20 protein-coding genes are annotated in these 21,915 nt (G+C 63.3%); 7 read left to right on the forward strand and 13 right to left on the reverse strand.

The window, feature by feature from the left end:
* Positions 1 to 73: 73 nt before the first annotated feature.
* Positions 74 to 1,537: an NAD-dependent succinate-semialdehyde dehydrogenase gene (locus DOM58_RS00605; protein WP_110691376.1), complete on the reverse strand. Its 1,464-nt coding sequence runs from the start codon at positions 1,535 to 1,537 to the stop codon at positions 74 to 76.
* A gap of 359 nt (positions 1,538 to 1,896) precedes the next feature.
* On the opposite strand from DOM58_RS00605, the gene DOM58_RS00610 reads away from it, so the two are divergent.
* The gene (locus DOM58_RS00610) at positions 1,897 to 2,298 is read left to right on the forward strand and encodes a VOC family protein (protein WP_110691377.1); all 402 of its coding nucleotides are present in this window, start codon (positions 1,897 to 1,899) and stop codon (positions 2,296 to 2,298) included.
* Here DOM58_RS00610 and DOM58_RS00615 read toward each other — a convergent pair.
* From DOM58_RS00615 to doeA, 3 genes are all read right to left on the reverse strand, one after another.
* Positions 2,295 to 2,768 carry an Lrp/AsnC family transcriptional regulator gene (locus DOM58_RS00615; RefSeq protein WP_110691378.1) on the reverse strand — a complete coding sequence of 158 codons (474 nt, stop codon included), beginning with the start codon at positions 2,766 to 2,768 and terminating at the stop codon, positions 2,295 to 2,297. The genes DOM58_RS00610 and DOM58_RS00615 overlap by 4 nt on opposite strands.
* Positions 2,765 to 3,820: a N(2)-acetyl-L-2,4-diaminobutanoate deacetylase DoeB gene (gene doeB / locus DOM58_RS00620; RefSeq protein ID WP_110691379.1), complete on the reverse strand. Its 1,056-nt coding sequence runs from the start codon at positions 3,818 to 3,820 to the stop codon at positions 2,765 to 2,767. The genes DOM58_RS00615 and doeB overlap by 4 nt, the downstream gene beginning before the upstream one ends.
* A gap of 237 nt (positions 3,821 to 4,057) precedes the next feature.
* The gene (doeA, locus tag DOM58_RS00625; RefSeq protein WP_110691380.1) at positions 4,058 to 5,257 is read right to left on the reverse strand and encodes an ectoine hydrolase DoeA; all 1,200 of its coding nucleotides are present in this window, start codon (positions 5,255 to 5,257) and stop codon (positions 4,058 to 4,060) included.
* 196 nt (positions 5,258 to 5,453) lie between these two features.
* Between doeA and ehuR the strand changes: the two genes are divergently transcribed.
* The 5 genes from ehuR (at position 5,454) to DOM58_RS00650 (ending at position 10,967) form a co-directional block, all read left to right on the forward strand.
* Entirely contained in the window at positions 5,454 to 6,860 is a 1,407-nt protein-coding gene (gene ehuR, locus DOM58_RS00630) for a MocR-like ectoine utilization transcription factor EhuR (protein WP_110691381.1), read from the forward strand.
* Positions 6,861 to 7,014: 154 nt separating this feature from the next.
* The gene (locus tag DOM58_RS00635; protein ID WP_110691382.1) at positions 7,015 to 7,944 is read left to right on the forward strand and encodes a 2-hydroxyacid dehydrogenase; all 930 of its coding nucleotides are present in this window, start codon (positions 7,015 to 7,017) and stop codon (positions 7,942 to 7,944) included.
* 72 nt (positions 7,945 to 8,016) lie between these two features.
* Positions 8,017 to 8,751 carry a hypothetical protein gene (locus DOM58_RS00640; RefSeq protein WP_110691383.1) on the forward strand — a complete coding sequence of 245 codons (735 nt, stop codon included), beginning with the start codon at positions 8,017 to 8,019 and terminating at the stop codon, positions 8,749 to 8,751.
* Between the two features lie 125 nt (positions 8,752 to 8,876).
* Entirely contained in the window at positions 8,877 to 9,809 is a 933-nt protein-coding gene (locus DOM58_RS00645; protein WP_110691384.1) for a LysO family transporter, read from the forward strand.
* Positions 9,810 to 9,959: 150 nt separating this feature from the next.
* Positions 9,960 to 10,967 (forward strand): LacI family DNA-binding transcriptional regulator, encoded by a 1,008-nt coding sequence (locus DOM58_RS00650; protein WP_188113756.1) that lies wholly within the window; start codon positions 9,960 to 9,962, stop codon positions 10,965 to 10,967.
* 36 nt (positions 10,968 to 11,003) lie between these two features.
* On the opposite strand, the gene DOM58_RS00655 is transcribed toward DOM58_RS00650, so the two are convergent.
* Complete coding sequence (locus tag DOM58_RS00655) at positions 11,004 to 11,537, reverse strand: gluconokinase (protein ID WP_110691503.1); 534 nt, start codon at positions 11,535 to 11,537, stop codon at positions 11,004 to 11,006.
* 373 nt (positions 11,538 to 11,910) lie between these two features.
* Between DOM58_RS00655 and DOM58_RS00660 the strand changes: the two genes are divergently transcribed.
* On the forward strand, positions 11,911 to 13,257 hold the full coding sequence (locus DOM58_RS00660; RefSeq protein WP_075563593.1) for a GntT/GntP/DsdX family permease: 1,347 nt from the start codon (positions 11,911 to 11,913) through the stop codon (positions 13,255 to 13,257).
* A gap of 80 nt (positions 13,258 to 13,337) precedes the next feature.
* Here the strand turns inward: DOM58_RS00660 and DOM58_RS00665 are convergent, their stop codons facing one another.
* The 8 genes from DOM58_RS00665 to DOM58_RS00700 all read right to left on the reverse strand — a co-directional run bounded on the left by DOM58_RS00665 (position 13,338) and on the right by DOM58_RS00700 (position 21,816).
* The gene (locus tag DOM58_RS00665) at positions 13,338 to 14,507 is read right to left on the reverse strand and encodes a tRNA nucleotidyltransferase/poly(A) polymerase-related protein (protein WP_110691386.1); all 1,170 of its coding nucleotides are present in this window, start codon (positions 14,505 to 14,507) and stop codon (positions 13,338 to 13,340) included.
* A gap of 34 nt (positions 14,508 to 14,541) precedes the next feature.
* Positions 14,542 to 14,868, reverse strand: coding sequence for a thiosulfate sulfurtransferase GlpE (gene glpE / locus DOM58_RS00670; RefSeq protein ID WP_110691387.1), 327 nt, complete (start codon positions 14,866 to 14,868; stop codon positions 14,542 to 14,544).
* A gap of 79 nt (positions 14,869 to 14,947) precedes the next feature.
* Positions 14,948 to 15,850, reverse strand: coding sequence for a symmetrical bis(5'-nucleosyl)-tetraphosphatase (locus DOM58_RS00675; protein WP_110691388.1), 903 nt, complete (start codon positions 15,848 to 15,850; stop codon positions 14,948 to 14,950).
* Between the two features lie 87 nt (positions 15,851 to 15,937).
* Positions 15,938 to 16,321 (reverse strand): Co2+/Mg2+ efflux protein ApaG, encoded by a 384-nt coding sequence (gene apaG, locus DOM58_RS00680; RefSeq protein ID WP_110691389.1) that lies wholly within the window; start codon positions 16,319 to 16,321, stop codon positions 15,938 to 15,940.
* Complete coding sequence (gene rsmA, locus DOM58_RS00685; RefSeq protein ID WP_110691390.1) at positions 16,318 to 17,211, reverse strand: 16S rRNA (adenine(1518)-N(6)/adenine(1519)-N(6))-dimethyltransferase RsmA; 894 nt, start codon at positions 17,209 to 17,211, stop codon at positions 16,318 to 16,320. Before rsmA ends, apaG begins: the two co-directional genes overlap by 4 nt.
* A 15-nt stretch (positions 17,212 to 17,226) precedes the next feature.
* Entirely contained in the window at positions 17,227 to 18,234 is a 1,008-nt protein-coding gene (gene pdxA / locus DOM58_RS00690; protein WP_157957468.1) for a 4-hydroxythreonine-4-phosphate dehydrogenase PdxA, read from the reverse strand.
* Positions 18,234 to 19,193, reverse strand: a complete 960-nt coding sequence (locus DOM58_RS00695; protein ID WP_110691392.1) for a peptidylprolyl isomerase — start codon at positions 19,191 to 19,193, stop codon at positions 18,234 to 18,236. The genes pdxA and DOM58_RS00695 overlap by 1 nt, the downstream gene beginning before the upstream one ends.
* A 157-nt stretch (positions 19,194 to 19,350) precedes the next feature.
* Positions 19,351 to 21,816, reverse strand: a complete 2,466-nt coding sequence (locus tag DOM58_RS00700) for an LPS-assembly protein LptD (protein ID WP_075563601.1) — start codon at positions 21,814 to 21,816, stop codon at positions 19,351 to 19,353.
* Positions 21,817 to 21,915 lie beyond the last annotated feature (99 nt).

Below are 21,915 nucleotides of genomic sequence, written 5' to 3' on the forward strand. Positions count from 1 at the left end.
AACGGCAGCGATCCGGGCGGGCGCAGCGATCGGAACGATCCTTGTGTCATACCCGCGTTGAAATTCCTGAAACTTATGAATTGCTCGCCGACGGCATATTGCCCATGCAGTAGTACTTGGTATCGAGATACTCATCGAGCCCCGCAGCGCCACCTTCACGACCCAGCCCCGACTGCTTGACGCCGCCGAACGGGATCGGCGCGCCGGTCATCTTGACGCTGTTGACGCTGACCATGCCGTACTCGAGTCCGCGCATCAGCTTCCAGATCCGGCGCACGTCGTAGGTGTAGAGATAGGCGGCCAGACCGTATTCGGTGTCGTTGGCCAGCCGGAGAACCTCTTCGTCATCGTCGAACGCGCAGACACCGGCGACCGGCGAGAAGGTCTCCTCGCGGAACACGCGCATCTCCGGGGTGATGTCAGCCAGCAATGTCGGCATGAAGAAGTTCTCGCCGGGCGCCGGGCGCTCTCCACCCAGCTGGCGCGCGCCCTTCTGGATGCCGTCCTCGACGATACCCCGAGCGGAATCGACCGCACGCTTGTGAATCAGCGGGCCGATATCGCTTCCCTCTAGGCCGTTACCGACCTTCAGCGCCTGCATGTGCACCACGAAGCGTTCGACGAAGGCATCGTAGATCTTGCGGTGAACGAAGATGCGGTTGGCGGCGAGACAATCCTGCCCGGCGGTCTGGAACTTGGCGGCGACCGCTTCTTTCGCCGCGGCATCCGGGTCCATGTCGTCGCAGACGATGAACGGCGCGTTACCGCCCAGCTCCAACGACATCCGCTTGACGCTGGACGAGCTCTGACGCATCAGCAGTTTGCCGACACGGGTCGAACCGGTGAACGAGATGTTGCGGATGCGGTTGTCGTTGCACAGCACTTCGGAGACGGTCGCCGGATCGCCGGTGACGACGTTGAACACGCCCGCCGGGATCCCGGCCCGCTCGGCCAGTTCGGCCAGTGCCAGCGCGGAATATGGCGTCTCGTTGGCCGGCTTGACGATCACCGTGCAACCGGCCGCCAGCGCCGCCCCCGCCTTGCGCGTGATCATCGCCAGCGGAAAGTTCCACGGCGTGAACATCGCCGAGACGCCGACCGGTTCCTTGATCGTGCCCAGCGCCGCGTTGGGAATATGGCTGGGAATGGTCACGCCGTAGGCGCGCTTGGCCTCTTCGGCGAACCACTGAATGAAGCTGGCGCCGTAGTCGACCTCGCCACGGGAATCGTCGAGCGGCTTGCCCTGCTCGTAGGTCATCAGCAGCGCCAGGTCTTCCTTGTGCTCGTGCAGCAGGCGATACCAGGCATGAAGCTTCTCGGCGCGCTCATGGACGTTGATCGCTCGCCATGCGGCGAAAGCATTCTCTGCCGCGGTCACCGTGTCGGTGATCTGGGCCGCTTCCAGCAGCGCGCAATGACCCAGAGTCTCTCCTGTGGCGGGATCGACGACCGCTTCTTCGCGACCCTCGCTACCGTGGGTCCATTTGCCATCGATATAGGCGTACTGGCGGAAGAGTCTGGGATCGTTGAGTTTCATATCGCCTCCTGCTTGGGTCTGGACAACAAAGGCTGTCGGCGGTGGGGCAGAACGGGTTGCCTATCCTGCGAATGCGCCCATGGTATCGATTCGGCGGCAGGAAACTTTTCGTCTCGACCGCTTTGCGGCACGCTTTCTTTCGAAAGCCCGGTCAGGAGTTGCGGTTTTTTTGGCGGGATAAGCTTCACTGCTAGAGTCATCGCTTTGCTTGACCGTCAATTAGCCACCGGTGAGCTTGTTGAGCGACTGATAGAAAGCCAAGCCATTCAAAAAGCGTTACTTCATCGTCATCGCCGGTGACTTGATCCAACAGACGTTCACCACTCAATGCTGAATTGCTCGCCATCAAGGAAAATTTTATGACACCGCGTTTCAAGCAGATAGATCACATGCACGTTCATGTTCTCGACAGAGCGACCGCCGAAAAGTGGTACGCCGACACGCTCGGCTTAAAGCGAGTTACCGAATTCGAGCAGTGGGCCACTGCGGATGGCCCATTGATGATTGCAGACGATGAGCGAGCTGTTTGTCTCTCGCTTTTCGAGCGCCCGGCCAGCGACAGGCACGCCACGATCGCATTCGGCGTCGATGCTGCGGAATTTATCGCTTGGAAAGAGCATCTCGAGAAGTGTTTGAAACAGCCGCCAACACTCGAAGACCACGAATTATCGTGGTCTCTCTACTTCAAGGACCCGGATGACAACCCTTTCGAGATCACTTCATATGACTGCGAAAAGCTCAAACACCATCTAACGAGCTAGTCCGATATTGAAGGCAGTACCGGCGGCCCTTCGCGCTTGACCGTCTTGGTGACGATGTAGGTGAAGTAGCGCTCGATACCCAGATCGGATACGAGCCAGGCATCGATCAGGCGTTGATAGGCGTCGATGCTGTCGGCAGCGATCTTGACCAGATAATCGACCCCGCCGCCGACCGCGACGCACTCGGCAACGACAGGCTCATCGCGCATGGCGCTCTCGAAACGCTGAAAGCTCTCGGCGTTATGCTGCTTGAGCTCGATCTGCACCCACACCGGCGTGCGTTTGACGATGGCGTCGGGATTGATGCGGGCGCTGTAACCTTCGATGACCCCGGCTTTCTCCAGCCGCTTCACTCGTTCCCAGCACGGGCTGACGGAGAGGCTGATCGCCTCCGCCAGCCGCGACTTGGTAATCCGGCCGTCGTGACTGAGAATCTCGAGGATCTTGAGGTCGTAGCGATCGAGTCTCATTCGGCCGGCTTCGGGGCCGATAAAGAACCCTCACGTTCCAGCGACTCGACCACTTCCGCGACCACAGCGATGGTATCGCCCATCCCCACCTTGGCCGGGAACCGCCGAGCGATCAGCACGCCGTCGCGCTGGGCGCGATATTCGACCGGCACTGCGCCGGTGCGACTCATGTCGTAGACACGCGCCAGCACGTCGCCCTGCTGAACCATTTCTCCCAGGGACAGCGTCAGTTCCAGCAGGCCGGAATGCTCGCTCTGCACGTAGCAGCTGGCATCCGGCATATCGACGTAGATCATGGGTTCGGTCGGCTTCTCGATCTCGCCAGCCATCAACCCATAGTGAATCAGGAAATTGCGCACGCCGCGCTCGGTCAGCGCCAGGCTCTGCGGCGTCGAGGTGCCGCCGCCGCCGAGCTCGGTGGTGACGAAGGTCTTGCCCTGGGACTCCACCGCGGTGTCGTAAAGCTTGGTGGCATCGAGTTCGAACATCATCATCGCGTAAGGCGCGCCGAAGGCGACGGCGCCGGCGAGACTCGCGCGCTCCTGGGCGAGATCGTCGAGCCGGTGCGCCGCGGCGAACGGCACGATGTCCAGCGTGCGACCGCCGGAGTGCAGATCCAGCGCCACGTCGCACATCGGTACCAGCACCCGAGTGAAATAGTCGGCGATCTGACTCGTCACGCCTCCATTGGGGTCGCCGGGAAAGCTGCGATTAAGGTTGCCGCCATCCAGCGGCGACGTTCGCTTGCCCGCTTCTGCCGCCGGCGTGTTCATCATCGGCACGATGATTACGCGACCGCGCACGTCTTCTGCCTTGAGCGTACTGGCGAGCTTGAGCAGCGAGGTGATGCCTTCGTACTCGTCGCCATGATTGCCGCCGGTCAAGAGAGCCGTCGGCCCTTCGCCGTTGGCGACCACGGTGATCGGGATCATCACCGCGCCCCACGCAGAGGTGTCGATGGAGATCGGCAGTTTGAGAAAACCGTGCTGAACGCCCTGGGCATCGAAGTCGACGGTGGCGCTGATCGGGCTGGGACGCAGGGTTGCGGACATGCGAACTCTCCTCAATGAAACGGATGACGCGCCGCAGCGAATCGCTAACAGGCGCGTCATTGAAAGGTAGCAAAATAGCCGGGCGGGGCGGATCCCGGGCGGGCCTCAGGCCCGCTATCCGGCCTCGTTCCACCAACGACCGGCGACTCTTGTTTAATGCACATATTTGACGAACAGCTGCCGCGGCTTATCTAACCAACAGCTGATCCGGTTTATTTGACCAGCAGCTGATCCGGCTTACTTGACGAACAGCTGGCGCGGAAAATTGCACAGCGGCTCGGCGCCGTTCTCGGTGATCAGGATGCTTTCGGTGATCTCGAGGCCCCAGTCGTCCATCCACATGCCGGGCATGAAGTGAAAAGTCATGCCGGGCTCGAGGATCGTCTCGTCGGAAGGACGCAGGCTCATGGTGCGCTCGCCCCAGTCCGGCGGATAGCTGATCCCGATCGGATAGCCGCAGCGCGCGCCGCCGCGATCGAAGCCGTACTTGTCCATCGCCGCGCCCAGCGCCAGCGCGATATCGGCACAGCGATTGCCGGGCTTGGCCACCGCCAGCCCGTTGTCGATCCCTTCGAGCAGGGCCGATTCGCCGCGGATGAAATCCTGCGGCGGCTTGCCCAGAAAAACGGTCCGCGATAGCGGCGCGTGATAGCGCTTGTAGCAGCCGGCGATCTCGAAAAACGTGCCCTCGCCCTTACGAAACGGGGTGTCGTCCCAGGTCAGGTGCGGCGCGGCGGCGTCGCTGCCGGTCGGCAGCAGCGGCACGATCGCCGGATAGTCGCCGCCATGGACCGTGCCATGCTCGTCGGTCCAGCCTTCGGTGCCCACGCGGTAGATCTCGGACACCAGCTTGCTCTTGGCCAGGCCCGGTTCGATCATCTCGATGATCCGCGTGTGCATGCACTCGACGATTCTCGCCGCCGTGCGCATGTAGGCGATCTCCTGGGGCGACTTGATCGCCCGGCACCAGTTGACCAGCGCCGTGGCGTCGATCAGCTGCGCGTGTGGCAACTCCTTGAGCAGGCTGACGTAGGCCTTGCCCGAGAAGTAGTAGTTGTCCATCTCCAGCCCGACATTGCCGGTATGCCAGCCATATTCCGGCAGCACCGACTGGGCCAGATACTCCATCGGATGCATGTCCGGATTCTGAACGTAGTAGTCGGGGTAGTAGCGCACGCGCTCGGCGTCCATCCAGCAGGTACGCCAGGCACCGTTGGCGTCCTGGCGCCGCCCGTACCAGACTGGCTCGCCTTCCAGGCCCACCAGCACGCACTGATGCACATAGAACGACCAACCGTCATAACCCGTCAGCCAACCCATGTTGGAGGGGTCGCTGACGACGAGAACATCGATTCCGCGATTCGCCATGGAAACGCGCACTTTGTGCAAACGGCTGGCGTACTCTTCACGCGAGAAAGGCAAGGAAACCTGAAACATGGCGCCACTCGACTAACGGGACTGAATGATCGAGACATCGGCCATCGAGGGGTTCGGGTCGAATGTCCTGCCGCTTGCCGACCGGGTGAGAAATTGTCATGATTTAAACCGTAATATTCATGACAATTATCGGTCAATGCATCGAGGACGATAGTAGCATCGTCGCTCAGCGTGCCGTCAAAGGCTTTATTGCATCATGACAATCGACCTGACGCCCTTCCTTGGCGGCCACGGCCCCAAATACCTTTCCATCGCCCGCGCCCTCGCCGAGGCGGTCCGCCACGGCGTGCTGACTCCGGGCATGCGCCTGCCGACGCATCGTGAGCTGGCAGAGACGCTGGGTGTCAGCGTGCAGACGGTATCTCGAGCCTACGAACAGGCCGAGAAGAGCGGTCTCGTTCAGGCGCGTGTCGGCAGTGGCACCTGGATTCGCGATGCCGAAGGCGACTCCGAAAACGAGTACCTGCGAGCACCGGCGGCGGTCACCGATGCCGCCCCCATCGATCTGTCGATCGCCCATCCGGTGTGCCCGCCGTCTCATCATCGACGCTTCCGGCAGGCGCTGGCAGAACTCGCGGAAACGGCCCACGCCGACGTCATCGGCGCCTGCAGGCCGATCGCCGGTCTTCAGCACCAGCGCGAACGCGCTAACGCGTGGCTGAAGGAGCGTCTCGGCGTGCCGGGCGAGACCGACGATCGGCTGCTCTGCAACGGCGCCGCCCATGGGTTGATGCTGGCGATCGCCACGGTCGTCCAGCATGGCGATATCGTGCTGACGGAAACGCTGACGGACCACGGTCTGATCGCGCTGGCCCGCACGCTCGGCTTCCAGCTCCATGGCGTGGCGATCGACGAACAGGGCGTCATTCCCGAAGCGCTGGAGGCGGCCATCGTCAAATACCGCCCGCGCGCGGTCTGCCTGACGCCGACCCAGCTCAACCCTACCGGCGCCACCATGGAGAACGCCCGGCGCGATGTCGTGGCCGATATCCTGCTGCGTCACGATGTGTGGCTGATCGAGGACGACGTCCATGCACTACTGGAGCCCGTGGGATTGATCCCGTTGACCGCCCGCCTGCCCCAGCAGAGTTTCCACGTCACCAGCCTGACCAAGGCGACCGTCCCCGGGCTGCGCGCCGGCTATCTCAGCGTGCCCCGCGGGCAGATGCATCACACGCTGCCGAGACTGCGCGCCACCAGCTGGATGGCGACGCCGCTGGTCTTCGAAATTGCGGATTACTGGCTGGCCAGCGGCATGGTCGACACCCTGGCGCATGAGCAGCGCCAACTGCTGGCGGAGCGTCAGGCGCTGGCCGCCCGCAAGCTGGCGGGCCATGCCATCGAATCGCGCCCCAGCAGCCTGCATATCTGGCTGGCACTGCCCGAACCATGGCGAGCGGAAGAGCTACAGCAGCAGGCACGCCAGGAAGGCGTCGCCATCACCACCGCGCAGCCGTTTCTGGTCGAACAGTCCGCCATGCCGCGCCGCGTGCGTATCAGTCTGGGAGCCGAGCCGGACTTGGCGCGTCTCGCCAGCGGGCTGGACGTGCTAAGCCAACTGCTGGGCGAAGCGCCGCCGCCGATGCTGGAAATCGCTTATTGAAGGCCACGAGCGACGAGCTGCGAGCTGCGAGCTGCGAGCTGCGCAAACAGCGTCAACTGGCGAGCCAACCCGCCAAGCTGCGCGCCGATTTCTTTCACCATGGACAACCTGCCATGATGACGAGACATGACCATACAGCGACGACGGAGCCGAGATGCGAGTCCTGATCTATCACAACGATGCCGAGCAATGGCGCCATATTCTGCGCGAGCGCCTGCCGACCGCCGAAATTGTCGTCGCGAAGGACAGCGGCAACCCGCAGGTCGATTACCTGGTCGCCTGGAAGCCGCCGGCTTCGGTGTTCGACGAACAGACGGCGCTCAAGGGCATCGTCAATCTGGGTGCCGGGGTGGATGCCCTATTACAGAACCCCTCGCTGCCCCGCGAGCTCCCCATCGTCAAGCTGCGCGACGCCGGTATGGGCGAGTTGATCGGCGACTATGCGCGCTACGGCGTACTGCATTTCCAGCGCGACTTCGACCGCTACCGACGCCAGCAGGCGACGAGCGAATGGCGCGAGGTGCCGGTCGTCGACAAGCCCGACTGGCCGATCGGTGTGCTGGGTCTCGGCGCCATCGGCACGCGGGTGGCGCAGATGCTCGCCGCCGATGGTTATCCGGTCCTCGGTTGGAGTCGCTCGCCCAAACAGATCGACGGACTCACCTGCCATCACGGCGACGACGGGCTCGACACGCTGCTGCGACAGGTCAAGACGCTGATCACCCTGCTGCCGGACACCCCGGCCACGCGCCACATCATCGACCGCGACAATCTGGCCAAGCTCCCCGATGGCGCCAGCCTGATCAACCCCGGTCGCGGCACGCTGATCGACGAGCCCGCCCTGCTCGACGCGCTCGGCGATGGAGAGTCGGAAGGCCACCTGCGCGGCGCTCTGCTGGATGCGTTCCCGAGTGAACCGTTGGCATCAGACAGCCCGCTATGGCGCCATCCGCGCATCCTGATCACCCCGCACATGGCCGGGCCGACGCCGATCGGCGCTGCCGCCGATCAGGTCGCCGACGCGCTGGACGCGATGTCGAAAGGCAAGGCGGTCGAGACCATCGATCCCGAGGCGGGGTATTGAACTTTTGATGGGCGGAACCTGACCGGGCAAACGACGTCTGAAGGGGACTCTAGTTTTCACATAGGAGCTCCGATGCCGACGAGCCTATTCAAACCTCGCATCGCCGCCCTTCTGGTCGCCATGCTTTGCTGGAGCGGCTCGATATTCGCCGCGCCGACGCCGTTCACCGCCCACTATCAGCTCGACATCAGTGGCTGGCCGGACGCGACGATCACCCACCAGCTGTCGCGCGTGGGCAATGACTCGCAACCCGGCGGTGGCTGGGACAATGTCTGGGAGAGCGCCATGCGCGCCAGCATCAAGGTCGCCAGCGGCGAAGAGCGCGGCCGGTTCGAGCTGGACGGTGACCGCGTGCAGGCGCTCGACTACACCAGCGCGTACTCGCTGGTGGGGATCGGCGACGAGTATCACCTGGACCAGTCGCAGCTGCAGTCGCTGCCGGACCGCCAGACGGCGCTGTTCGAGCTGTCGCGCAAGGCGCCTGACGCCCGCTGCGCCAGCACGCAGGTATCGCCCTGCGAGCTCGACTACCAGAACCACAAGGGCAAGACGGAAACGCTCTACTACCGCGTGACAGATCGCGGCGATATCGATACGCCGGCCGGTACGTTTCCGGGCGTTACCGTGGATACCTGGGATCCGGACAAGCGTGATCGCCATCTCTACTTCACCTTCCACCGCGAGATACCGGGTCTGCTGCTGAAGATGCGCTACGTCAAAGAGGGTGAGGAGCGTAGCCACCTAACGCTGACCGATCTGGCACTGGATCAGCCGAACGACGCCACAGGAAGCACCGCCGAGCAATAACCGTCCGGCTGTCTTCCCTCTTCGACACGTATCCTCTAGAGTTCTTGCCCATTCACGGGCGCCGATTTATCGGCGTCCGTTTTCGTGTTGTGCTCGCTTTTCATTGATACGCGCCTGGAGTCGGCATGCTGCTTGGACTGTTGTGGATTCTGCTCCCTCTGATCGTGGGCTACCTGATACCCGTACACCAGGCCGGGATCCGTCAGGCGATCGATCAAGGTGTCGGCGCCTCGGTCTACGTGATTCTGCTGCTGATGGGCGTGAGCCTCGGCGGGCTCGAAGATCTGCTCGGCCAGCTATCGCGGATCGGAGCCACGGCGCTGGTGCTGTTCGTGGTGATCTCGCCGATCAATCTGCTGGCGCTGGCCTGGTTATCGCGGCGACGGCTGGCGCGCTGTCAACCGCTGGTGGATAGCGACGAGGGCGGTTCGGCTCCCGCCGGCAAGCTGCAGGCGATGCTAGGGTCATTGCAGCTGGCAGGGGTCGTGCTGCTCGGCGTCTGTCTCGGCGCGGGCGCTCAAACTCTCGGTTGGCACCTGGCTCCGCTGGCGGAAACACTGGCAACCTGGGCACTCTACGCCCTGCTCTTTCTGATCGGCTGTCAGCTGCGTAATTCCGGACTCGGCCTGCGCCAGATTCTGCTCAATCGGCTGGGGCTGGCGATCGCGGTGACGGTATTCGTGAGTTCGATGCTGGCAGGGCTGATCGCGGCACCGCTGCTGCAACTGCCGTGGAACGAAGGTATGGCGCTGGCGTCAGGATTCGGCTGGTATTCGCTCTCCGGGATTTTGATCGGCGACCAGCTCGGGCCGGTGCTCGGCGGCGCGGCCTTCTTCAACGACCTGGCCCGGGAACTGCTCGCCTTCCTGCTGGTGCCGCTGTTCATTCGCCGCGCTATGCCGCTGGCGATCGGCTACGCCGGCGCGACGTCGATGGATGTGAGCCTCCCGGTGATCCAGCAGTACGGCGGCATCACCTGTGTACCGCTGGCCATCGTCAGCGGCTTTCTGCTGTCGCTGCTGTCACCACCGCTGATTCTGCTGTTGCTGTCATTCTGACCTCGAGCCATCATTCTCACCCGATCACTCCCGCGATCTACGACGATGGCCCAAAGGAAAGGGTCAAACCACACATGATAATCTGCCTAGAAGTTACCGGTAACAACCGAAACAACAACCGGTCATAACCACTCGCTTCCGGGGATTGCCATGCCGCGTCGTTCGTCGGGGCGCGTCACGCTTCAGCATATTGCCGAACGTGTCGGCGTCACCAAGGTCACGGTGTCACGCGCCCTGCGTGAACCCCATCTCGTTTCCGCGGCGCTGCGACTGCGGATCGAATCCGCCATCGACGAGCTCGGCTACATCCCCAACCATTCCGCCGGGGCGCTGGCGAGCGGGCGCTCGCACAGCGTGGCTCTGTTGATTCCCTCACTCTCCAATTCGGTGTTTTCGGAGATCCAGCGCGGTATCGAGGAAGGGCTCGGCGCCGCAGGCTATCAGGTACTGATCGGTCATACCGGCTATTCGATTCTCGAGGAGGAGCGGCTGATCGATACCTATCTTTGCTACGGCGTCGAGGCGCTGATTCTGCCCGGCTCTCGCCATACCGATCATGCTCGCCGCCTGCTGACCCGGGCCCGGGTGCCGGTGGTCGAGACGCTGGAACTGACCGAGACGCCGCTGGACATCAACGTCGGGCTCGACCAGCACGAGGCCGGCAGGGCGATGACGCAAACGTTCCTCGATCAGGGCTATCGGCGGGTCGGCTTTCTTGGCGCGCGCATGGATTATCGTGCGCAGCTGCGCCTGGCAGGCTGGGAAACGGCCATGCGCCAGGCGGGCCTGTCGACCGAGCGCTGCCTGACGACGCCGCACCCCTCTTCCTACCGGCTGGGCGGCGAGATGCTGGCATCGATGCTGGAGCGATGGCCGGATCTGGAGGGCATCTTCTGCGGCAACGACGATCTGGCCGCCGGCGCGTTGTTCGAATGCCAGCGGCGCCGTCTCGACGTGCCAGCGCAGTTGGCCCTGGCCGGCTTCAACGGATTGGACATCACCGAGGCGACCGCGCCGCCGCTGGCAACCGTTGTAACCCCGCGACGCCGCATTGGCGATACCATCGCCACACGGCTACTGGCACGGCTCAAGGGCGCACCGCTGGCGCCGATCAGCGAGGATCTGGGATTCCGGATTCGGCGCGGCGGCAGTCTGTGACGGAGGTATCAAACCGGCTTTTCATCACACCGGGTTTTACCGCTCTGCAGCCAGAAAGCGCTTTTCGAGTTTCAATACCGATTCATTGACCACCTGCTCGAGCGTCCCGGCGATATCGACGGTGACGGCTTCGTCATTGCCCGGTGCCTCGAGCGTGGCCAATTGGCTGTCGAGCATCGCCTCACCCTTGAAAAAGTGATCGCGACGCGACTGAATGCGCTGCAGCAGCAGTTCGCGGCTTCCGGCGAGGTGAACGAAGGTCAGGGCCTCGTCGCCTTTGCGCAGGATATCGCGATAACGGCGCTTCAGTGCCGAGCAGCCGATGACCAGCGTCTCCCCCTGCGCCTTGGCTTCGGCCAGAAACTCTGCCAGCCGGTTCAGCCAGCCTGCGCGATCGTCGTCGTCGAGGGGCTCGCCGCGAGACATCTTGGCGACGCTCTCCGGCGAATGGTAGTCGTCCCCGTCCAGGAAACGTCCGCCTAGTGCGGTCGCCAGTCGCTGCCCGACTTCGGTCTTGCCGCAGCTCGATACGCCCATCACGACGATGCGCTGACCCATCTTTGCGTCCATGACGTTGCCTTCCGATTGATGCGTGTGTGATTGATGCTTGAGCGGTTCTTGACCCAGTGATTTTTGACCCAGTGATTCTTGACCGAACGATTCTCGCATAGCTGGCTGATGCCTGCGTCGTTCGCGTCGAGCCCTCGCCCCCTTCAGCCCGGCGACTCGCCCGATTCGATTATCGAGGAATCCGGACCCACTCGGCGACGGTTTGGCCTAAACCAATTTGGCCGTGATTGTCTCTACACCTTTAGGTGCATTGTTGAGACCGACTTGTTACCGGTAACATTCATTTTCTCCAACTCTACCGCGAAGCACAACGCCACCAAGGGCGTATATCCAGCTCTTGCGTCACGTGTTCTCACAAAGGATTTTCGTTGCCATGGATAGCCCCACTTCCCTGATACTTGCCGCATTGGGCAGCATCATCGTGCTGCTCTATCTGGTCATGAAGCTGCGCCTGCACGCGTTCGTCGCCCTGCTGGTGGTCAGCGGGCTGGTCGGGCTGTTTACCGGCATGGACGTCGACCAGCTGCTGGATACGGTCGAAAAAGGCATGGGCGGTACGCTGGGCTTCGTCGCTACCGTCGTCGGCCTGGGCGCGATGTTCGGCAAGATGCTGGAAGTTTCCGGCGGTGTCGACCGTCTGGCCAGCACGCTGCTCGATAAATTCGGCGAGAATCGCTCGCAGTGGGCGATGGGCGTCACCGGTTTCCTGGTGGCCATCCCGGTCTTTCTCGACGTCGCGTTCATTATTCTGGTGCCATTGATCTATGCACTGTCGCGCCGCACCAAACGTTCGCTGCTCTATTACGGTATTCCGCTGCTGGCCGGGCTCGCCGTCACCCACTCGTTCATCCCGCCGACGCCAGGCCCGATTGCCGTCGCCAAGCTGATCGGCGCCGATCTCGGCTACGTGATCCTGTTCGGTGCGATCTGTGGCCTGCCGGCCATGATCATTGCCGGTCCGCTATTCGGCCGCTGGATCGCCAAGCGCATCGACGCGCAGATCCCCGAGTACATGGATCTGCCGAAAAACGACGTCGATACCACCGGCCTGCCCAGTTTCAAGCTGATCCTGGCGATCATTCTGCTGCCGCTGGCGCTGATCGTGCTCAATACCGTTTCGGGCGTCATTCTGCCGGACGATAGCCCGGTCCTGGCCGCCCTGACCTTCCTGGGTCATCCGTTCGTGGCACTGACGCTGGCCACGCTACTGGCGTTCACCTTGCTGGGCACGCGCCGCGGCATGAGTCGTGAACAGGTCATGGAAGTCGCCACCAAGGCGCTGGAGCCGGCCGGCATCATCATTCTGGTCACCGGTGCCGGCGGCGTGTTCAAGCAGGTGCTGATCGACTCCGGCGTGGGCGAAGTGATGGGCAACATCATGGCCGACAGTGCGCTGCCGCCGATTCTGCTGGCGTTCCTGATCTCCGCCGCCGTCCGCGTGATTCAGGGCTCGGCCACGGTAGCCATGATCACCGCCGCCGGCCTGATGGCGCCGGTCATCACCACGCTCAATCTCGACGGCCCGGTGCTCGGCCTGCTGGTGATCTCGATCGCCTCTGGCGCCACGGTGCTGAGCCATGTCAACGACTCCGGCTTCTGGCTGGTCAACCGCTATTTCGGCCTGACCGAGGCACAGACGCTGAGAAGCTGGACGGTAATGGAGACTCTCATCGGGGTGATCGGGCTGGTGATGGCGCTGATTATTGGCCTGTTCATCTAGGCAAACGAGATGGACTGACGCAAGACGCCCGCTGCGTGAAACACGCAGCGGGCGTTGTCGTTTGCGACCTCGGCGTCGCGCTAGCGGCCTTCCAGCGCCTCCCGCACCGTCTCTTCGCGACGTCGCGACAACTCCTTGCCCAGTTCCGGGCCGCGAAAGCCGTCATCGAGCAGCGCCTGGGGCAATATCTGCGCGGCCAGCCGCCAGGCCAGCGCCAGGTCGTCCGCCAGCTCACCGTCATCATGCGCGATCAAAGCCAGCAGCGGCGCCACCCGCTCCGGCCGTCGCCAGGCATCGATGGCGTCGAGCCAGGTCATGATCGCTTCGGCGCGATCACTTTCGGCCGCGGGCCGCTCACCGTCCAGCTGTCGACGCAAACGACGGGACAGGGCGGCCAGACGCATGGCATCCCGGTACGCATTGGGCGCCTTGACGGCGTCGTTGAGCCGGGCCTGTTCGACGTCCTCGAGATGCTCGCCGAGTCGCGCCCAGCGCCACAGCGCCTGCTGCGACGTCGTGGACTCGTCCGGCACGCGACCGAGCCTGGCAATCACGTTGGCCAATGCCGGCGTCGCCAACGGCGGCATCAGCTCGGCCAGTGCCCCGCAGTCGTCGAGCGTCTCGAAGTAAGCGCCGGGTTCGGCTTCGCCGAGGGCCTTGTGTGTCTCGGTCCAGACGCGTTCGGCGACCAGATGACGCATCTCGCCACTGGCCACCAGCTGACCCATCAGCGCCTGGGTTTCCGCTGCGATCGTGAAACCCAGTTTGCGATAGCGGGCCAGAAACCGGGCCGCCCGCAGCACGCGCAGAGGATCTTCGACGAACGCCGCCGAGACGTGCTTGAGCTGTCCGGCGGCGAGATCGGCGGCGCCCCCATAGGGGTCGATCAGCTCGCCGTCCGGCGTCTCGGCCATGGCGTTGATGGTGAAGTCGCGCCGCGCGAGGTCAGCCTCGAGCGTGACGTCGGGGCTGGCGTGAACCTCGAACCCGGTATAGCCGTGACCCTGCTTGCGCTCGGTGCGGGCCAGCGCGTACTCCTCGTGTGAATCGGGATGCAGGAAGACCGGAAAATCCCGACCGACCGACTTGAACCCGCGCTGGCGCATCGATTCCGGCGTGGTGCCGACCACGACCCAGTCGCGGTCGCCGACCGGCCACCCCAGTCGGGCATCGCGAACGGCGCCGCCGACCAGATAGACCTCCAGGCCGTTGAGTCGCGGGTCAAGACGTGAATCGGGTTGCGTGTTCATCGCCTGGCTCCGTGATTAAGTTCGGGGCAAAAACCTAACGCTCGACGCTCTCGGGTCGGCGATGCTCCCAGTCCACGAAGCCGCCATCCAGGCTGTAGACCTCGTCGAAGCCCTGGCCGGCGAGCCAGCTCGCGGCCTGCTGACTGGAATGGCCGTGATAGCAGACCACCACCAGCGGCGTTTCACCGGGCGTCTTTTCCACCAGGTCCGCCACCGTGGTGTTATCGAGATGGCGGCTGCCGGGGATATGACCCTGCGAGAAGCTCAGCGGATCGCGAATGTCGACCAGCTGCAACGGCCGCCCTTCGCTCAGCCATTGCGCCAGCGTCGTCGGATCGAGGTGTTCGAAGGACTGAGTCATGGATCACTCCTGATCGGGGATGAGGAAAGGGCTAAGTTTTGAGACGAATCGGGCGCTGGGCAGGGGTCGCCAGAACGATTCAGCGATTCCCACGCCGGGAGGGTTCTTCGATGCGTTCGCCGCTGCCGAGATCGAAGGCGGTCAACGAACCGCCCCACACACAGCCGGTATCCAACGCTTCCACGTCGACTCGCGCCTCTGGAGTGACGCCTTCCAGCGCCGCCCAGTGGCCGAAGATCAGCGTAATCCTATCCTCGGCAAGCGCATACTCACGCGGCTCCTCACGAGAGTACTCGCTCGAAAGCTCTCGTGGGTAGGTGAACCAGGGCGCGAAGCCCGCCGGGGCGCTGTCGAGCCCCTCCTTGGCGGCGAAATCCAGCGTGCCGTCGGCGGCGATGAAGCGCATGCGGGTAAAAACGTTGATGATGGCCCGAATACGGTCCTGGCCGGTCAGCTCAGGCGTGAATCGCGCCGGAAGATTGCCGTACATCACGCTCAGAAAGTCATCGACATCGTCACCGCGCAAGACGGCTTCCGCCTCGGCGGCCAGTTCGCTGGCCTGCGCTATCGACCACTGCGGCAGCAGCCCGGCGTGGGTCATCACATAGTTTCTGTCGATACTGGCTCTGTCGAAAGCGTCATGCTGGCTATCGGTAACCATCAGCGGCTGACGACGCAGCCACTCCAGCATTTCGGTTCGATCCGGCGCTTCGAGAATTTCGGTCAGGGTGTCATGGCGCTTGAGCTTGCCATGACCGCGTGCCACTGCCAGCAAATGTAGATCATGGTTGCCCAGTACCACGCTGGCGGCGCCATCCAGCGCCACGCTCCTGCGCAGGCACCCCAGCGAGTCGGGCCCCCGGTTGATCAGGTCACCGGTCAGCCACAGATGGTCTCGAGAGGGCGAAAAGTCGAGCCGTGCCAACAGCGCTTCGAACTCGGCGTAGCAGCCATGCAGATCGCCGATTGCGTAGGTTGCCATGCCATTCCTCGTGTAGGTGATACGATCCTGGTGATGATGCGATGCCGATAGAGAAACGCCATTCTGGTGGTCGTCGAATCTCTTCAGTCAGTGGATCTGATTGGGACCGGCCAGGCGAAACGGCGCGATGGCGACATCGAAGGAGGTCTGACTGGAGAGATCGACGCAGGTGTAGCTGCCCTGCATGACGCCCACCGGACACTCGATCACCGCGCGACTGGTATAGCGGAAGCTGTGACCGGCGGCGATCGTCGGCTGCTTGCCCACCACGCCGTTGCCGCGTACTTCCTGCACCTTGCCGTGGCCCTGGGTGATCTTCCAGTAGCGCGACAGCAGCTGCACGCTGTGCTCGGACTGGTTATGAACGGTCACCGTGTAGCTGAACACGAAGCGCTTGTCGCCGGGTGACGATTCGTCTTCGCGGAACGAAGGCTCGATCTCGACCGTAACGGTGGGAGGCGCCTCGCTCATGAAGGGCTCCTCGTTACCGGGCTGTCCGTCGAAGCGTTGCCCATCGAATCGCCGTCCGTCGAATCGCCGTCCGTCGCACCCGCACTCGTCAGATAGTTGCTGATGGCGACCAGCTCGTCGACACGCAGCGTCTGCGGCCGACGCCCGGGATCGATGCCCAGCGCTTCCAGCGCCTCGACCTCGATGACGCCCTTGAGGTTATTGCGCAGCGTCTTGCGTCGCTGCCCGAAGGCTTGCCGCACCACGTCGGAGAAATGCGCCTCGTCGTTGGCCGGTGAAGGCAGCTCGGCAAACGGCGTCAGCCGCACGATCGCGGAGTCGACCTTGGGCTGCGGCACGAAAGCATCCGGCGAGACCACGAACAGCGATTCAACCTCGCAGTGGTACTGGGTCATCACCGACAGCCGGCCCCAGTTGGTTCCGCCGGGCTCGGCCGCGAGGCGTTCGACCACTTCCTTCTGCAGCATGAAGTGCATGTCGGTAATCGCGCCCCGAGCCGCCAGCAGATGGAAGATCAGCGGCGTCGAGATGTTATAGGGCAGATTGCCCACGACACGCAGCGGCCGGCCATCCTGCTGCGATAATGCTTGGAAATCGAACTTGAGCGCATCGCCTTCGTGAATCGTGAAGTCGGGATAGTCGTAGAACTGGACCCGCAGACCGGGAATCAGATCGCGATCGAGTTCGATCACTTCGAGCGCCCCGTTGGCCTCGAGAATCGGGCCGGTAAGGGCACCCTGCCCTGGGCCGATCTCCACAAGGCGATCTCCGGCACGCGGGCCGATGGCCCGGACGATGCGCGAGATCACGCCGAGATCCTGGAGAAAATTCTGACCGAAGCGTTTCCGGGCCCGAGGCAACGGGGAACGATCGGAGGAACGTGTAGACATGAAAAGCGAATTCCTTCAGTGGGCGCGGGCGGCCATCTGCCGGGCAACCTGCAAGGCGACCCGAAGGCTGCCGACGTCGGCCACGCCGCTACCGGCGAGATCGAGCGCGGTACCGTGGTCGACGGAGGTACGTACCAAACCCAGGCCCAGCGTGATATTGGCGGCCTGCCCGAACCCGGCATACTTGAGTACCGGCAGGCCCTGATCATGGTACATCGCCAGCACGGCGTCGGCATGATCGAGATGGCGTGGCGTGAATAGCGTATCCGCCGGCAGCGGGCCGACGATATCGAGACCCGCCGCGCGCAGTCGGTCCATCGCCGGAGTGATGATCTCCAGCTCTTCGCGGCCTAGATGACCGCCCTCTCCCGCATGCGGATTGAGCCCACAGACCAGTATCCGGGGCGAAACGATGCCGAATCGATGCGTCAGCTCTTGAGCCAGAATGCGCGTGACGCGAGTCAGACCCGCATCGGTAATCGCGCCGGGCACCATCGAAAGCGGTAGATGGGTGGTGGCCAACGCCACCCGCAGCGGTCTGGCGGTACGCTCGGTGGCCAACATCATCACCACCTCGTCGACACCGCAGGCGTCGCGCAGATACTCGGTATGGCCGGTGAAACCAGCGTATCCGCCGTCGATGATCGCGCCCTTGTGCAGCGGCGCCGTCACCATGGCGTCGGCCACTCCCCGCCGACAGGCCTCGATGGCAACATCCAGTGTCTTCAGCACGTAGCCGGCGTTGGCAGAATCAAGACGGCCAGCCGTCGAAGGTGCTGCCAGCGAGACGGGCCATACCGGCAGCCTGCCGTTGACCGGCGCCGGCAAGGGGTCGCCGGGGGTCAGAACTTCCAGCTCGATCGACCAGCCCAGGTGCCGTGCGCGTTCGGCCAGCAGATCCAGATCGCCCACGGCGACCACTGTCGCGTCGAGCCGCTGCCAGTCCCGAGCTGCCGCCAGGGCAAGCTCGGGGCCGATGCCGGCCGGCTCGCCGGTGGTCAATGCCAGTACCGGCGATGCCATCACTCTTTATCGAGACGGTTATCGATATAGGCGCTGGCGCGGATCTCCTGGATCCAGGCTTCGATCTCGTCGTTAACCTTGCGTTCGAAGATCGCCTGGCTGGCCTGATCGCGGCTCATCTGCTCGCTGCCGCCGCCCCGGGTATCGAGCAACTTGACCAGATGGAACCCGCTGGGGCTGCGAATCGGCTCGCTGACCTGGCCCTTGGAGAGATCGGGAATCACGTCGGCGAAAACGGACGGAATCTGTGCCGCCTGACGCCAGCCGAGATCGCCACCCTGCAACGCCTGGGCATCGTCGGATTCTGCCACGGCCAGCTGCTGGAAGTCGGCACCATCCTGAAGCTGCTGGTAGATTTTCTGCGCCTCGGCCTGGGCCTGGGTCACCTGATCCGGCGTCGGCGACTGCGGCACCGCGATCAGGATCTGCGCCAGGTGATACGCCATGTTGCTGTTCTCGCTGCGCTGGGCCAGGAAGCGATCGACCTCGCGATCGGAAACGGTGATCTTGCTGGCCACCTGGCTCTGCTGGACCTGCCGAACCAGCAGCTCACGGCGGACCTGCTCGCGCACTTCAGCCAGGCTCTGGCCCTGCTTTTCCAGCGTATCGGCGAACTCTTCCAGGCTCATGCCGTTGTTCTTGGCAATGCCACGCATGGTGGTGTTGAGCTGGGTCTCGTCGATGCTCAGCTTGGCGTCGTCGGCCATCTGCAGCTCGATCTGTTCGACGATCATCCGATCCAGCACCTGACGCTCCAGCGCCTGCTCGGGGGGCATCTGGATGTTGTTGGAGCGGAGCTGGTCGCGTGCCTGGGCAACGCGGCTTTCGAGCTGACTGTGCATGATGGCATCGTCGTTGACCACGGCAACGATACGATCCAGCGGCACGACTTCCGCCATTGCGGGCAACGGCGACAGCAGCATTCCCAGCGCCAGGGGGATCCATACTCTAAGACGCATGCCTACCTCTCTTGCTTTGATGGAGAGGCGGGCCCTGCGGGCCCGCCGTTATACATTGATTGACCGCGTTCGTTGACCGGCTGGCTCTCGTTGACTGCTGAACCGAGGCTTTCGATCGACGAATCTCGACAGCCTGTTTCTCGATTCTGCCCGTCTATCAGAACTGCGTCGCCTGATAACCCGGCACCGACCGCTCGAAGTAGCTGTCGGCTTCCTGACCGACGCCGCCCAGGCCCTTGAACACGAAGCGCAGGAACAGACCGCGATCGGTGTAGTCGTCGTCCGTGTTATTGGCGGTGTCGTTGTCCTCGACCCATTCACGCCAAACCACCTGCACGGCGCTACAGCAGCTGTTGAACTGGACGCCGCCCAGGGTTTCCAGATCGCGGCTGTTGGTGTTGTCGTACAGATAGCGGCCGATCAGGTCCAGCGACGACGTAGCCTTGTAGGCGAACGAGACATCGTAATCCTCGCGGTTGTAGCTCAGCCGATCGTCGTCTTCACCCGAGGGGTCGAACCCTTGGAGCTGCCAACGGTAGCCGAGGTTCACCACGTGGCCGGCCGGGCTCAGGTACTGCAGGTAGGCCGACGCCTTTTCGGTCTTGGAGCGGTCCGCATCGTAGAACCATTCGTAACGCGTACGCCACTGGTCGTTGATGCGCCAGTCCAGCTGGCTGATGACCGGCGAGCGATCGCGCGTGGCACGATACCAATCCTCGTAGTCGGTTTCCTTGTTCGGCAGAGTATCCGGATCGCCGTCCATGTCGATATTGCGATCGGAGAAGTATGCGCTCTGCCCCACCGATAGCGACAGCCGCTCGCGCCCGGTGTCGTCCTCGAGGAATCGGGTCGAGGCGCCATAGGAAAGCTTGTCGACGTCGCCGACGCGATCGGACCCGGTAAAGCGATACGGCGACCACAGCTGACTCCAGGAGATCGCTCGCTCGTCGGTATCGAAGTCCGGCAGCTCGGACTGGTCGCGCTCCGGCACGTAGGCGTAATAGAGCCGCGGCTCGAAGGTCTGCTTCCATTGCTGGTCGAACATCGACACGTCACGCTCGAAGATCAGGCCGGAGTCCAGCGAGGAGACCGGTACCGTGCGCGACAGGCTCTCGTCGCGATCCGTGTTGCGGTTGCCGTAATCGAGCTGGTAGTCGGTCTGCCACAGTTGGAAGCGCGGCTCCAGGAAACCCCAGCTGGGCTGCCCACGCCAGCCGATGGCCGGGGTCAGGTTGACGCGCGAGCCGTTGGCCGCTTCGCGCAGCCGAATCTGGCGAGTATTGCCGGTCTCTTCGTCCTCCCAGAAGCCGTCACTGTCGACCCCATGAAGATCGCGCCAGAAGTACGTCGCGTTGGAATTCCACTCCTGATAGAAGCCGTTGTCCTGATCCCAGCGTGCATTGGCGGACAGGCTCGGCAGCTTGTAATAGGGCCGATCGTTCTCGTCCAGCGGATAATCCATGCGCTGGTAGCCCTGGGCTCGCGCATCGAGATTCCAGGTCGTGCCCTGGTAGCTCAGACGCGCCAGCCGCTCGAGATATTCGGTGTCCTGCTCGCCGAAATCACGCCCGAAGTCATCGAAATAACGCCCGTCGCTGGCAGCGCCATAACGCATGGCGTAGTCCAGCCGATCACTGAACTGACCGTAATGGCTATAGTCGATGTACCAGCGATCTTCGCCGTCGAAGGCATCATCGGGATCGTTGGGGTTCTCGCTCTCGCCGCCGCTGTCGTTGGGCAGGTAGGCACCTTCGACGGTTCCCTGATCGCTGCCGAACAGATAGCGGAATTCGCCGCCCAGCATGAGGCCGTGGTCGGTGATCTCGCGTGGGGTGATCGTGGCGTCGTAGTTGGGCGCCAGATTGAGATAGTAAGGCTGGCTGTAATCGAGGCCGTCGCTGGAAATCCCCATCGTCGGCCACAGAAAGCCGCTCTGACGCCGATCATCGATGGGAAAACGAACCCATGGCCAGTAGAAGACCGGCACATCGCCCATTTCCAGTCGCGCGTTGGAAGCGGTGCCGTAGCCCTGCTCGCGATCGATGGTGACGTCGCTGCCCACCAGTCGCCACAGGCGACTGTCCGGCGCACAGGTCGTGAAGCTGGCCTCGGTCATCCGATAACGGCCGTCGTCGAGGCGCTGCATCGACCGTGCATCGCCCCGCAAGCGCTGGTCGTGGACTACGTAGTGGGCGTCATCGATGCGGGCGGCATCGCTATCGAGTGAGACCTGGCCGTCTTCGCCGCGCACCAGCATACCGGGGTAGCGAATCGTCAGCGGCCCATCGGCAAAGGCCGTATCCCGGGCGGCGTTGACCCGAACCTGCGGTGATTCGAGCTGGCTTCCGCCGCGACGCAGTACGACATTGCCACCCAGAATGGTTTCGCCGTCGTTGCCGTACTCGGCCGACCCCGAGTCGGACAGCACTTCTTCGGGGGTCTTGCCCTCGGGCAGGATATAGCCCGGTTCGATATAGCGGCCACCACAAAGGTCGCCGGCCGGTGCCTGATCGCCCCAAGGCGCCCAGTCCAGTTGATCCGCCGGTAATGGTGCGGGGGGCGCCGCCTGAGCCGTCGATGAAATCAGGCCAGTCAGGGCAGTCCAGACCAGTCGCTTGCCCATGTCCTCTGTGTCCTTGCCGTGTGGAGCCGGTAGTATACAGACCTCGACGGGACTTGCCGCGAAGCCATTCCTTGTTGAACCGTCTGGGCCTTGGCCGAA

It is taken from the genome of Salinicola halophyticus (assembly GCF_003206695.1).
In the GTDB taxonomy this organism is placed as follows: Bacteria; Pseudomonadota; Gammaproteobacteria; order Pseudomonadales; family Halomonadaceae; genus Salinicola; species Salinicola halophyticus.

What these genes read in the sequence shown, in the direction of transcription:
- doeA (WP_110691380.1), bottom strand. Translation starts at nt 5,257, where the DNA reads ATGTTTCAGGTTTCCTTGCCTTTCTCGCGTGAAGAGTACGCCAGCCGT.
- DOM58_RS00660 (WP_075563593.1), top strand. Translation starts at nt 11,911, where the DNA reads ATGGATAGCCCCACTTCCCTGATACTTGCCGCATTGGGCAGCATCATC.
- DOM58_RS00655 (WP_110691503.1), bottom strand. Translation starts at nt 11,537, where the DNA reads ATGGACGCAAAGATGGGTCAGCGCATCGTCGTGATGGGCGTATCGAGC.
- apaG (WP_110691389.1), bottom strand. Translation starts at nt 16,321, where the DNA reads ATGAGCGAGGCGCCTCCCACCGTTACGGTCGAGATCGAGCCTTCGTTC.
- DOM58_RS00615 (WP_110691378.1), bottom strand. Translation starts at nt 2,768, where the DNA reads ATGAGACTCGATCGCTACGACCTCAAGATCCTCGAGATTCTCAGTCAC.
- DOM58_RS00700 (WP_075563601.1), bottom strand. Translation starts at nt 21,816, where the DNA reads ATGGGCAAGCGACTGGTCTGGACTGCCCTGACTGGCCTGATTTCATCG.
- DOM58_RS00650 (WP_188113756.1), top strand. Translation starts at nt 9,960, where the DNA reads ATGCCGCGTCGTTCGTCGGGGCGCGTCACGCTTCAGCATATTGCCGAA.
- pdxA (WP_157957468.1), bottom strand. Translation starts at nt 18,234, where the DNA reads ATGGCATCGCCGGTACTGGCATTGACCACCGGCGAGCCGGCCGGCATC.
- DOM58_RS00635 (WP_110691382.1), top strand. Translation starts at nt 7,015, where the DNA reads ATGCGAGTCCTGATCTATCACAACGATGCCGAGCAATGGCGCCATATT.
- glpE (WP_110691387.1), bottom strand. Translation starts at nt 14,868, where the DNA reads ATGACTCAGTCCTTCGAACACCTCGATCCGACGACGCTGGCGCAATGG.
- DOM58_RS00645 (WP_110691384.1), top strand. Translation starts at nt 8,877, where the DNA reads ATGCTGCTTGGACTGTTGTGGATTCTGCTCCCTCTGATCGTGGGCTAC.
- rsmA (WP_110691390.1), bottom strand. Translation starts at nt 17,211, where the DNA reads ATGTCTACACGTTCCTCCGATCGTTCCCCGTTGCCTCGGGCCCGGAAA.
- DOM58_RS00695 (WP_110691392.1), bottom strand. Translation starts at nt 19,193, where the DNA reads ATGCGTCTTAGAGTATGGATCCCCCTGGCGCTGGGAATGCTGCTGTCG.
- DOM58_RS00610 (WP_110691377.1), top strand. Translation starts at nt 1,897, where the DNA reads ATGACACCGCGTTTCAAGCAGATAGATCACATGCACGTTCATGTTCTC.
- ehuR (WP_110691381.1), top strand. Translation starts at nt 5,454, where the DNA reads ATGACAATCGACCTGACGCCCTTCCTTGGCGGCCACGGCCCCAAATAC.
- DOM58_RS00605 (WP_110691376.1), bottom strand. Translation starts at nt 1,537, where the DNA reads ATGAAACTCAACGATCCCAGACTCTTCCGCCAGTACGCCTATATCGAT.
- DOM58_RS00675 (WP_110691388.1), bottom strand. Translation starts at nt 15,850, where the DNA reads ATGGCAACCTACGCAATCGGCGATCTGCATGGCTGCTACGCCGAGTTC.
- DOM58_RS00640 (WP_110691383.1), top strand. Translation starts at nt 8,017, where the DNA reads ATGCCGACGAGCCTATTCAAACCTCGCATCGCCGCCCTTCTGGTCGCC.
- doeB (WP_110691379.1), bottom strand. Translation starts at nt 3,820, where the DNA reads ATGTCCGCAACCCTGCGTCCCAGCCCGATCAGCGCCACCGTCGACTTC.
- DOM58_RS00665 (WP_110691386.1), bottom strand. Translation starts at nt 14,507, where the DNA reads ATGAACACGCAACCCGATTCACGTCTTGACCCGCGACTCAACGGCCTG.